At 39.0% G+C, this 11,819-nt stretch carries 10 protein-coding genes; 9 read left to right on the top strand and 1 reads right to left on the bottom strand.

Annotated elements, in window-relative coordinates:
* The 8 genes from purS (at position 1) to purD (ending at position 9,573) form a co-directional block, all read left to right on the top strand.
* Positions 1–255 carry a phosphoribosylformylglycinamidine synthase subunit PurS gene (purS, locus tag JMM81_RS19375; RefSeq protein WP_256243181.1) on the top strand — a complete coding sequence of 85 codons (255 nt, stop codon included), beginning with the start codon at positions 1–3 and terminating at the stop codon, positions 253–255.
* On the top strand, positions 252–938 hold the full coding sequence (gene purQ / locus JMM81_RS19380) for a phosphoribosylformylglycinamidine synthase subunit PurQ (RefSeq protein WP_256243182.1): 687 nt from the start codon (positions 252–254) through the stop codon (positions 936–938). Before purS ends, purQ begins: the two co-directional genes overlap by 4 nt.
* Positions 922–3,141, top strand: a complete 2,220-nt coding sequence (purL, locus tag JMM81_RS19385; protein WP_256243183.1) for a phosphoribosylformylglycinamidine synthase subunit PurL — start codon at positions 922–924, stop codon at positions 3,139–3,141. The genes purQ and purL overlap by 17 nt, the downstream gene beginning before the upstream one ends.
* On the top strand, positions 3,126–4,568 hold the full coding sequence (gene purF, locus JMM81_RS19390) for an amidophosphoribosyltransferase (protein ID WP_256243184.1): 1,443 nt from the start codon (positions 3,126–3,128) through the stop codon (positions 4,566–4,568). Before purL ends, purF begins: the two co-directional genes overlap by 16 nt.
* A gap of 99 nt (positions 4,569–4,667) precedes the next feature.
* Entirely contained in the window at positions 4,668–5,699 is a 1,032-nt protein-coding gene (gene purM, locus JMM81_RS19395) for a phosphoribosylformylglycinamidine cyclo-ligase (RefSeq protein ID WP_256243185.1), read from the top strand.
* 57 nt (positions 5,700–5,756) lie between these two features.
* Entirely contained in the window at positions 5,757–6,338 is a 582-nt protein-coding gene (purN, locus tag JMM81_RS19400; RefSeq protein ID WP_256243186.1) for a phosphoribosylglycinamide formyltransferase, read from the top strand.
* Between the two features lie 299 nt (positions 6,339–6,637).
* On the top strand, positions 6,638–8,173 hold the full coding sequence (purH, locus tag JMM81_RS19405) for a bifunctional phosphoribosylaminoimidazolecarboxamide formyltransferase/IMP cyclohydrolase (RefSeq protein ID WP_256243187.1): 1,536 nt from the start codon (positions 6,638–6,640) through the stop codon (positions 8,171–8,173).
* 128 nt (positions 8,174–8,301) lie between these two features.
* Positions 8,302–9,573 (top strand): phosphoribosylamine--glycine ligase, encoded by a 1,272-nt coding sequence (gene purD, locus JMM81_RS19410; RefSeq protein WP_256243188.1) that lies wholly within the window; start codon positions 8,302–8,304, stop codon positions 9,571–9,573.
* Positions 9,574–9,629: 56 nt separating this feature from the next.
* On the opposite strand, the gene JMM81_RS19415 is transcribed toward purD, so the two are convergent.
* Complete coding sequence (locus JMM81_RS19415) at positions 9,630–9,920, bottom strand: YgaP family membrane protein (RefSeq protein WP_305367855.1); 291 nt, start codon at positions 9,918–9,920, stop codon at positions 9,630–9,632.
* 132 nt (positions 9,921–10,052) lie between these two features.
* On the opposite strand from JMM81_RS19415, the gene JMM81_RS19420 reads away from it, so the two are divergent.
* Positions 10,053–11,798, top strand: coding sequence for an adenine deaminase C-terminal domain-containing protein (locus tag JMM81_RS19420; protein ID WP_256243189.1), 1,746 nt, complete (start codon positions 10,053–10,055; stop codon positions 11,796–11,798).
* The last annotated feature ends 21 nt before the right edge of the window (positions 11,799–11,819 follow it).

Below are 11,819 nucleotides of genomic sequence, written 5' to 3' on the forward strand. Positions count from 1 at the left end.
ATGTATAAAGTTAAGGTTTATGTAACATTAAGAGAAAGTGTATTAGACCCACAAGGAACTGCCGTTATGCATTCACTGCATGCAATGGAGTATAACGAAATTGCTGATGTACGTATTGGTAAATATATGGAATTAGCAGTTGAGAAATCAGAACGTCCAGTTGAAGAAGTCGTGAAAGAAGTATGTGATCGTTTACTGGCAAATCCAGTTATTGAAGATTATCGTTACGAAATTGAGGAGGCTGTTGCTCAGTGAAGTTTGCAGTCATCGTTTTTCCAGGATCGAACTGTGATATAGATATGTACCATGCCATTAAAGATGAATTGGGAGAAGAAGTAGAATATGTGTGGCATGATACAGAAAGCCTTGAGGGATTTGACGGTGTTTTACTCCCAGGTGGTTTTTCTTATGGAGATTATTTACGTACCGGTGCAATTGCCCAATTTAGTAATATCATGAAAGAAGTTGTCAAAGCCGCTAATGCCGGAAAGCCTGTATTAGGTGTATGTAACGGGTTTCAAATTTTACTTGAAGCTGGTTTACTCCCAGGGGCCATGAAAAGAAATGAAAGCTTAAAATTCATTTGTCGTCCAACTGATTTGAAAGTTGTAAACAATGAAACGATGTTTTCAAATGTTTATCAACCTAACGAAGTCATAAATATTCCGATTGCCCATGGAGAAGGAAACTATCACTGTGATGAAGAAACACTTGCGCAGTTAAAGAAAAATAATCAGATTGTGTTCACGTATGAAGGAACTAATCCTAATGGTAGTCTTGAAAATATTGCGGGAATTACAAATGGAAAAGGGAATGTATTAGGCATGATGCCGCATCCGGAAAGAGCGGTTGATGAACTGCTTGGTGGAGCTGATGGTCTGAAATTATTCCAATCAATCGTCAAACAATGGAGGGAATCAAATGTCGTTAATGCTTGAACCAAGTCCGGAGCAAATTAAACAAGAAGAAATATATAAAACGATGGGCTTGACAACTGAAGAGTTTGCGATGGTTGAAAACATCCTTGGACATCTGCCAAATTATACAGAACTTGGACTTTTTTCAGTCATGTGGTCTGAACACTGTAGTTATAAAAACTCAAAACCAGTATTACGAAAGTTCCCGGTAACAGGGGAACATGTACTTCAAGGACCAGGAGAAGGGGCTGGTATTGTTGACATCGGTGATGGGCAAGCTGTTGCCTTTAAAATCGAAAGTCATAACCATCCTTCAGCCATCGAGCCTTATCAAGGTGCGGCAACAGGCGTAGGTGGGATTATCCGTGATGTATTTTCAATGGGAGCAAGACCAGTTGCTATATTGAACTCTCTTCGTTTTGGTGAACTTGATTCATCAGCACGTGTACGCTACCTTTTCAAAGAAATCGTGGCAGGGATTGCTGGTTACGGAAACTGTATTGGAATTCCAACCGTTGGTGGAGAAATACAGTTTGATCCTTCTTATGACGGAAATCCATTAGTAAATGCTATGTGCGTAGGGCTCATTGATCATAAAGATATTCAAAAAGGTCAAGCGCGTGGGGTAGGAAACACCGTTATGTATGTTGGAGCAAAAACAGGCCGGGATGGAATTCATGGTGCTACATTTGCTTCCGAGGAATTAACAGAAGACTCAGAAGCAAAGCGCCCAGCCGTTCAAGTAGGCGATCCATTCATGGAGAAGTTGTTGCTTGAAGCTTGTCTTGAAGTAGTAAAATCGGATGCACTTGTTGGTATTCAAGATATGGGAGCTGCAGGACTTACAAGTTCATCAGCAGAAATGGCAAGTAAAGCTGGTTCAGGAATTGAAATGAATCTTGATTTAGTTCCACAACGTGAAACAGGAATGACTGCTTATGAAATGATGCTTTCTGAATCACAAGAGCGTATGCTACTTGTTGTAACAGCTGGTCGTGAAGCAGAAATTCAACAAATTTTTGATAAATACGATCTTGAAGCAGTGGCAGTTGGAAAAGTAACTGACGATAAAATGCTACGACTTATTCATAAAGGAGAAGTAGTGGCAGATGTTCCTGCAGATGCACTTGCAGAAGAAGCACCAGTCTATCACAAACCTTCAGAAGAGCCTGCACAGTATCGTGAGTTTCAAGCGATGAAACTTGAGATTCCTGCTGTTGACAATGTAGAAGACACGCTTGTAAAGCTTTTACAGCAGCCCACGATTGCTAGCAAGGAATGGGTATATGATCAATATGATTATATGGTTCGTACAAATACAGTTGTTTCTCCAGGTTCAGATGCTGCAGTTATTCGTATTCGTGGAACAAGAAAAGCACTTGCCATGACAACAGACTGTAATTCTCGTTACCTTTACTTGGACCCTGAAACAGGTGGTAAAATTGCGGTTGCAGAAGCAGCTAGAAATATTGTTGCATCAGGAGCAGAACCGCTTGCCATTACAGACTGTCTAAACTTTGGTAACCCAGAGAAACCAGAAATCTTCTGGCAAATTGAAAAAGCAACAGATGGCATGAGTGAAGCATGTACGGTTCTTAAAACACCAGTTATCGGTGGAAACGTATCTCTATATAACGAAACAAACGGAGAGGCTGTTTATCCAACACCTGTTGTTGGGATGGTTGGACTTGTAAAGGATATTGACCATATTACGACACAGGCCTTTAAAGCTGCAGGAGATTTAGTTTATCTATTAGGTGAGACTAAGGATGAATTTGGTGGAAGTGAGTTACAAAAGTTAACATCAGGTAAAATTTTCGGAAAAGCACCTGAGTTAGATTTAGAAGTAGAAGAAAAGAATCAAAAGGCCGTTCTTGAAGCGATTCAACAAGGACTTGTTTCTTCAGCTCACGATTTAGCTGAAGGTGGTCTTGCTGTAGCGTTGGCAGAAAGTGCAATTGGTTCGAATGGATTAGGAGTAAAAGTCAATACAACGGGTAATCCAATATCTGCTTTGTTTAGCGAATCGCAATCACGTTTTCTTCTTACGGTTAGAAAAGAACATCAAAGTGAATTCGAAAAAGTAACATCGGCCGTTCTTATTGGTGAAGTTACAAAACAACCAATATTTCAAATGGTTCATGAAGGAGAAACGATTATCGATACTCCTGTTGAAACATTGGAGAAGGCTTGGAGAGGAGCTATTCCATGCTTGCTGAATTAAAAGGGTTAAACGAAGAATGTGGAGTCTTTGCGGTTTGGGGGCATCCTGATGCAGCTCAAATTACGTATTACGGGCTTCATGCTCTGCAACACCGTGGCCAAGAAGGGACAGGAATTGCCGTTACGGATGGGGAAAAGTTAAAAGGTGTAAAAGGTGAAGGACTTGTAACGGAAATCTATACATCTGAAGTAATGGAAGAGCTTAAATATGGGACTTCTGCGATTGGTCATGTTCGCTATGCGACAGCAGGAGGAAGCGGCTATGAGAATGTCCAACCTCTTGTTTTTCATTTTCAAACTGGAAGTCTTGCTCTTGCCCATAATGGTAATTTAGTCAATGCTAATCAGTTAAAGAATCAACTTGAAGGACAGGGAAGTATTTTCCAAACAAGTTCAGATACAGAAGTATTAGCCCATTTAATTAGACGTGGGGGAAATTATCCATTTAAAGATCGTATCAAAAATGCGTTAAGCATGGTAAAAGGGGCTTATGCTTTTCTGATTATGACAGAAACTCAGTTAATGGTTGCTGTTGATCCAAACGGAATGCGTCCATTATCGCTTGGTAAAATTGGTGATGCTTATGTCGTTGCTTCAGAAACTTGTGCGTTTGATGTAGCAGGAGCAGAATTTATCCGTGATATTTTACCAGGTGAGTTACTAATCATTGATGATAATGGCTTACAATCTGAAAGATTTGCACATGCATCAAATCAGGCAATGTGCATGATGGAATATGTATATTTTGCTCGTCCTGATAGCAATATTAATGGAATCAATGTTCATTCAGCTCGTAAACGACTTGGTAAACAGCTAGCTGAAGAAATAAAAATTGAAGCAGATGTCGTAACAGGGGTTCCTGATTCTAGTATTTCTGCTGCGATTGGATATGCGGAAGCTGCTGGAATACCGTATGAATTAGGGTTAATCAAAAACCGTTATGTTGGACGTACATTTATTCAACCTACCCAGGCTTTAAGAGAACAAGGGGTTAAGATGAAGCTTTCTCCTGTTCGTGGAGTGGTAGAGGGAAAAAGGGTAATTATGGTGGATGATTCGATCGTAAGAGGAACAACAAGTAGAAGAATTGTTCGAATGCTTCGTGATGCTGGGGCGACAGAAGTTCATGTTGTCATCAGTTCACCACCTCTTAAAAATCCTTGCTTTTATGGAATTGATACGTCAAATCGAGATGAACTCATTGCAGCGGATAATTCAGTAGAAGAGATTAGACGTGAAATTGAAGCGGATACGTTAACTTTTATTAGTACAGAAGGCATGCTAGATGCAATTGGCAATGAAGGTAGCGGAGAAACACGCGGCCATTGTCTTGCCTGCTTTACTGGAAATTATCCAACTGAAATTTATGAAGATATTCATATATCAAAAGAAGAAATTGAAAAAGCTGAAGAACTTGTGAAAAAATAAAACAAATAATTAAATGATCTAGTGCCAACCTTGCCGCGTTATGTGGGGAGGGTTGGCAGAATAGTTGCGTTTTTTATCATGGTTAATTGGAGGATCGGTATGGCAAAAGCATATGAACAAGCAGGTGTAAATATCGAAGCCGGATACGAGGCTGTTTCAAGAATGAAAAAGCATGTACAAAAGACAATTAGACCGGGCGTACTTGGTGGTTTAGGTGGATTTGGTGGAATGTTTGATTTATCCACATTAAATTTGAAGGAACCTGTATTAGTATCCGGCACGGATGGTGTTGGGACAAAGCTAATGCTTGCTTTTATGATGGATCGCCATGACACGATCGGCATTGATGCTGTTGCTATGTGTGTAAATGATATCGTAGTGCAAGGAGCAGAGCCAATTTATTTCCTTGACTATATCGCTTGTGGTAAAGCAGAGCCGGTAAAAATTGAAGCGATTGTCAAAGGTATTGCCGATGGTTGCGAACAAGCAGGATGTGCTCTTGTTGGTGGTGAAACCGCAGAAATGCCAGGTATGTACAGTGAAGAGGAGTATGACCTTGCTGGATTTGCGGTTGGGGCATGTGAAAAAAGTGCTATTATTACTGGAAAAGAAATCAAGCAAGGTGATATATTAATTGGCTTGGCTTCAAGTGGCATTCATAGCAATGGTTATTCACTCGTTCGTAAGATCTTTTTAGAACAAGCTGGTATGGCTTTGAATGATCATGTCGAAGAACTAGGCTGTACATTGGGTGAAGAATTATTGCGTCCAACAAAAATTTATGTCAAATCTGTCTTGGCAGCTATTGAGAAGTTTCCATTAAAAGGAATTGCCCATATTACAGGAGGCGGTTTTATTGAAAATATTCCGCGGATGCTTCCTGAAGGCCTTGGTGCCGAGTTAACAGAAGCCAATTGGGAAGTTCCCCCTGTCTTTAAACTAATGGAATCCATTGGAGAACTTGATAGGAAAGAAATGTACAATATTTTTAATATGGGGACAGGTATGGTAATTGCTGTTGATGAACAAGACGCAGCGGCTGTCATCGAGCATTTCAATTCTTCTGGTGAAAAAGCCTATCAAATTGGGGTTATCACAAATGAATCAGACATTAATATTCATCTAAAATAAAGCTTCCAAAAACAGGATAAAGACAGCCCGTTATTTCGGAAAAACGGAGGAAATACCATGAAAAAGATTGCTGTGTTTGCTTCTGGAAGCGGCACGAATTTTCAAGCAATAATAGATGCAATAAAAGAAGGTGCACTTGAGGCGCATATTGGTCTTCTTATATGTGATCGAAAAGGTGCACAATGCCTAAAGCGAGCAGAGTTGGAAGGAATTCCAACATTTGCTTTTTCAGCAAAGGATTATGCTGACAAGGCAAGTTATGAACAGGATATTTTGCAAAAGCTTCAGGAACAGAATATAGAATTTATTGTCCTAGCGGGTTATATGCGATTAATCGGACATACCTTATTGTCGGCATTCCGAGGACATATTGTAAATATTCATCCTTCTCTTCTCCCTGCTTTCCCTGGGAAAGATGCCATTGGACAGGCTTTAGCAGCGAAGGTTCCAACAACAGGTGTGACGGTCCACTTTGTAGATGAAGGAATGGATACAGGTCCGATTATTGAACAAAAGGCCGTAACCGTTAACGAAAACGATACAAAAGAAAACTTGGAAGAAAAAATTCATGCCGTTGAACATAAGCTTTATCCAGCGGTTTTGCAAAGGTTATTCCAAAAAGAAAATGCTTCTGTTTAAATGATAAAAGATAACCTTGATTAAAATTTTGGATAAAAAAGGAAAACCAATGATGCTTCTTTTAATAAGGTAAGAAAGTATAACTTTTCTAAACGAAGGTAGCGACCTAGCTCCAGGCGCCATCGGCTCGAGGTCATAAGCCAATCCTCCGAGAAGGGTAAGGTAAAGAACACCTTTTCGTGAGGCTTGGATTGTACTTGTCGCCGATAGGTGGGCGCCTTGCGCTTTTTTTAATAGGTCATGGTTTTTCTTATTCTTAAAAAAATGATGTTGGTGGGTATCACCAAGGGAGGCTCTTCATGAAAAAACGTGCATTAATCAGTGTTTCAGATAAAACAGGTATAACAGAGTTTGCTCAGCAATTAGTAGAGCAAGGATTTGAAATCATTTCAACTGGCGGTACGAAAAAGGCATTACAAGAAAGTGGAGTTCCGGTTATCGGGGTAAGTGATGTAACAGGTTTCCCAGAAATTTTGGAAGGCCGTGTTAAAACGTTAAATCCACTCATTCATGGAGGATTATTAGGGAAGTTTGATGATCCAAGTCATGTAGAGCAAATGAATGCACATAAGATTGATCCGATTCAAATTGTGTGTGTGAATTTATATCCATTCCAGCAAACCATTGAAAAACCAGAGGTTACAGTTGAAGATGCGATTGAAAACATTGATATCGGTGGTCCAACAATGCTGCGTTCAGCTGCAAAAAACCATCAATACGTTGCAGTTGTTGTTGATCCAACTGACTATGAGCAAGTAATCAGTGATTTGAAAGAAGCAAATGAGGTTAAATTTGAAACACGTCGTAAGTTAGCGGCAAAAGTATTCCGTCATACAGCTGCCTATGATTCAATCATTGCTAACTATATGACTGAGCTTACAGGTGTTGAAACACCAGAAAAATTAACGGTTACATATGAATTAAAACAGCCATTACGCTATGGTGAAAATCCACATCAGAAGGCTGCTTTCTATGGCAAACCATTAGGTTCAAAATTTTCAATTGCTAATGCAACTCAATTACATGGAAAAGAGCTTTCTTACAATAATATTAATGATGCGGATGCTGCGTTGCAAATTGTAAAGGAATTCTCTGAGCCCGCTGCAGTAGCTGTTAAACATATGAATCCGTGCGGTGTTGGAACAGGTAGTGATGTTTTTGCCGCTTTTGAAAAAGCATTTGAAGCAGACCCAGTCTCTATTTTTGGTGGAATTATTGCTTTAAATCGTGAGGTGGATCAAAAGACAGCGGAAAAACTTCATGAAATTTTCTTAGAAATTGTCATTGCACCTTCTTTCTCAGCTGAAGCAATTTCCGTGTTAACAGCTAAGAAAAATATTCGTCTGTTAACGATTCCATTTGATCAACAAGGAAAGCCAGAAATGAAAATGACTTCTGTTGAAGGTGGATTACTTGTTCAAGAACAAGATCATTATTCTTTAGAAAATGCCACAATTACAGTTCCAACTGATCGAAAGCCTACGGATGAAGAGTGGGAAGCATTAAAGCTTGGCTGGAAAGTCGTGAAGCATGTGAAATCAAATGCGATTGTTGTCACTGACAAGCAAATGACGCTTGGAATTGGAGCAGGTCAAATGAATCGTGTTGGTTCAGCTAAGATCGCTCTTGAACAAGCTGGTGAAAAAGCAAAAGGTGCAACATTGGCATCAGATGCCTTTTTCCCGATGGATGACACCGTTGAAGCGGCTGCAAAGGCAGGTATTACAGCCATTATTCAAACAGGTGGTTCTATTCGTGACGAGGATTCAATCAAAAAAGCAAATGAGTATGGCATTGCGATGGTCTTCACAGCTGTTCGTCATTTTAAACATTAAGCATAATATTGTAAAAAACCAGACGTTACAATAGTAAATTTTACTATATTAAGAAGACATTGTTTCTTTTTATATAGATCATCCATGTTGTGTAAGAATAAATATTAAGGTCACGGGAGCTGAATGGAATGAATATATTGGTTATCGGTCGTGGTGGTCGGGAGCATGCCATTTGTCGCAAAGTGAAAGAGAGTCCTAAAGTAGAAACTGTTTTTGTTGCACCAGGGAACGCAGGTATGGAAGATGTAGCAACATTGGTTCAAATTGACGAAAGTAATCAAGACAAGCTTATTGAATTTGCTTTGGCAAATCAGGTTGGTCTTACGATTATTGGCCCAGAAGTCCCTCTATTAGCAGGACTTGCTGATCGCTTTGAGGAGGCTGGGTTAAAAGTATTCGGACCTAAACAAAAGGCAGCTGAAATTGAAGGAAGTAAATCATTTGCGAAAGAATTGATGCAAAAGTATCAAATCCCGACAGCAGAGTATGCTGTTTTTACAAATTATGAAGAAGCCGTTGCCTATGTGAAGGAGAAAGGGGCTCCTATTGTTATTAAAGCAGATGGGCTTGCTGCTGGTAAAGGAGTTACGGTTGCTTTAACATTGGATGAAGCTTTAGAAAGTCTAAAAGATATGATGGTTGATGAGAAATTTGGTTCTGCTTCATCAACTGTTGTCGTTGAAGAATTCTTAAGTGGAGAAGAATTTTCATTAATGGCTTTTGTAAATGGAGAAATTGTTGTGCCTCTTGAAATTGCTCAAGATCATAAACGTGCATATGATGGAGACAAAGGTCCAAACACAGGTGGGATGGGTGCCTATTCTCCTGTTCCTCATATTGGTCAAGATATCGTTAATACAGCAATTGAGACTGTGTTAAAACCGGCTGCAAAAGCGATGATCAAGGAAGGTCGGAGTTTTAGTGGAGTTCTATATGCCGGGTTGATTTCAACAGAAAAGGGTCCAAAAGTAATTGAATTCAATGCTCGTTTTGGTGATCCTGAAACACAAGTCATCTTACCAAGAATGAAGTCTGACCTTGTTGAGGTTATGGAGCAAGTTCTAGAAGGTAAAGAAGTTGAAATTAGCTGGGACGAACAATCCATGATTGGTGTTGTTGTTGCTGCAAATGGTTATCCTGAGAAGTATGAAAAAGGCGCTGTTTTACACGGTTTGGAAGAGGTAAGCAAAGATTTATTTGTTTTCCATGCTGGGACCCAAAAAGGGGATTCTGGTGAATTTAAAACAAATGGTGGTCGTGTTTTATTAGCAGGTGCAAAAGCGAGTACTTTAAAGGAAGCACAGCAAGCGGTGTATAAAGGGCTTGAACACCTCCAATGTGACGGAGTATTTTATCGGAAAGATATTGGATATAAAGCAATTGCCCATATAAATCAATAAAAAAAGGAGATAGTTACCATACAAGGTAATCTATCTCTTTTCATTTGAACCTATATTTAACTGGGATTCACAGGAACTGTCTCGTCAAAGGTTTGTCGCGATTCAGAATGATCGTCTTTCTCATGTGATTGAGCAGATTCTTGCCATTTTTGAATGAAGGCTGTTACTGGACAGAAACGGACAATCCCCTCTGCTACTTTCATTGCGCTACATATCGACATCCATAAGTAGGAATTACAGTAAGGCCTTTTTACCAGTTTGGCCGAACTCCAAGACAAAACAGTTAAACCGATTGTAATCCTAATAAGGGCATTCAAAATGCCAATATTTGGTTTGACTTTTATCATGATGATGATCACTCCTTTATCAATAATTCATTAACACAATCTTTAGTGTGATAAACTGTGAAATATGATAATATGAATATAAAATACCCATGAAAGGGTTTACAAAGAACTAATAAAAGGGAGGGACTTAATATGCTGGAACAGCGTTATCGATGGAAAAATAAGCATTTGCGACAACATGTTGCTGTTATTGATGGCAAACTTGCACCGACAGTATTATTAAAAAATGCCTGTTATTTGAACCAAACTTTTCGTAAATGGATCACAGCTAACATTTGGATTTATGAAGATCGTATTGTTTATGTTGGTGATAATATGCCATCCAACATCGATGGTTGTGAAGTGGTCGATTGTACCGATTTTTTACTTGTTCCAGGTTATATTGAACCGCATGCCCATCCGTTTCATTTATATAATCCCCTATCATTAGCTGCATATGCATCTCAATTTGGAACAACAACACTAATCAATGATAATTTGCTTTTATTTTTGCAACTCCCAAAAAAGAAAGCGTTTTCTTTTCTAGGGAAAATGAGACATATTCCAACGACAATGTATTGGTGGTCCCGTTTTGATTCACAAACAGAAATTCAAGATGAAGAAGTAACTTTTTCACATAGTCATGTTAAGTCTTGGTTAGAGCATGATGCCGTATTGCAGGGGGGAGAATTAACCGGTTGGCCAAAGTTACTTGATGGCGACGATATGATGCTACATTGGATTCAAGAAGCAAAGAGGATGAGGAAGAAAATTGAAGGGCATTTTCCAGGTGCGTCAGAAAAAACATTAGCCAAGATGGTGCTGTTAGGTGCTGATTGTGATCATGAAGCGATGACAGGGCAGGAAGTGTATAGAAGGCTTATGCAAGGATACATGGTAACCTTAAGAAATTCAGGGATTCGTCCAGATTTACCAAAGCTTTTGGATGAAGTGCATAAGCTAGATATTCATAACTATGATAAATTTATGCTAACGTCAGATGGTTCTTCTGCTGAATTTTATGAACAGGGCATCATTGACAACATGATCAGGATTGCGATTGAAAAAGGAGTTCCCGTGATTGATGCCTATAACATGGCTACTATTAATGTTGCGCGATATTATAATATTGAATATTTACATGGAAACATAGCTACAGGTCGGATTGCTAATATCAATTTCTTGACGAATGAAAAAAACCCAACTCCAGTATCTGTTTTAGCAAAAGGACAATGGGTAAAACGTGATGGAAAGAATCAGAGTGCCCCCTATCAATCGTTAGCATGGGATGAATTTGATTTGGAGCCATTAGAGCTTGAATGGGAACTAACAATGGAGGATTTACAATTTTCCATGCCTGTTGGAATCGTAATGGAAAATGCCGTCATTACGAAACCTTATTCCATTTCAACTGATGTTTCTTATGATGTACTAAAGAACAGTAAGGATGAATGTTTCTTCATGCTGATCGATCGTAATGGAAAATGGAGGATCAATACAATTATTAAAGGATTTGCTGAAGATCTTTCGGGACTTGCGAGCACTTTCTCCCATACAGGAGATATTATTTTAATTGGAAAAAGTAAAATAGATATGATAAAAGCCTTTGAACGAGTGAAGGAAATTGGTGGAGGCATTGTTATCACGGAAAATGGAGAAATTGCTAAAGAATTACACCTTCCATTGAAAGGCTTAATGTCTAATAAAACGTTAGAAGAATTAATTGTGGAGCAAAAGGATTTTGTTCTATATATGAAAGAAAAGGGCTATCGTTATGAAGATCCTTTCCATACTTTACTCTTTTTTTCAACTACTCATTTGCCATATATTCGTATCACCCAGCAGGGCATGTATGATGTTATGAACAAAATGGTACTCTTTCCAACGATAATGCGTTAAAATATAAAAGGATAGTGGTGA

The sequence above is a fragment of the Bacillus sp. V3B genome (assembly GCF_024494465.1).
In the GTDB taxonomy this organism is placed as follows: Bacteria; Bacillota; Bacilli; order Bacillales; family Cytobacillaceae; genus Bacillus_BD.

Coding starts and splice junctions, on each gene's coding strand:
- purH (WP_256243187.1), top strand. CDS start 6,638: ATGAAAAAACGTGCATTAATCAGTGTTTCAGATAAAACAGGTATAACA.
- purS (WP_256243181.1), top strand. CDS start 1: ATGTATAAAGTTAAGGTTTATGTAACATTAAGAGAAAGTGTATTAGAC.
- purN (WP_256243186.1), top strand. CDS start 5,757: ATGAAAAAGATTGCTGTGTTTGCTTCTGGAAGCGGCACGAATTTTCAA.
- purD (WP_256243188.1), top strand. CDS start 8,302: ATGAATATATTGGTTATCGGTCGTGGTGGTCGGGAGCATGCCATTTGT.
- purF (WP_256243184.1), top strand. CDS start 3,126: ATGCTTGCTGAATTAAAAGGGTTAAACGAAGAATGTGGAGTCTTTGCG.
- purL (WP_256243183.1), top strand. CDS start 922: ATGTCGTTAATGCTTGAACCAAGTCCGGAGCAAATTAAACAAGAAGAA.
- purM (WP_256243185.1), top strand. CDS start 4,668: ATGGCAAAAGCATATGAACAAGCAGGTGTAAATATCGAAGCCGGATAC.
- JMM81_RS19420 (WP_256243189.1), top strand. CDS start 10,053: ATGCTGGAACAGCGTTATCGATGGAAAAATAAGCATTTGCGACAACAT.
- JMM81_RS19415 (WP_305367855.1), bottom strand. CDS start 9,920: ATGATAAAAGTCAAACCAAATATTGGCATTTTGAATGCCCTTATTAGG.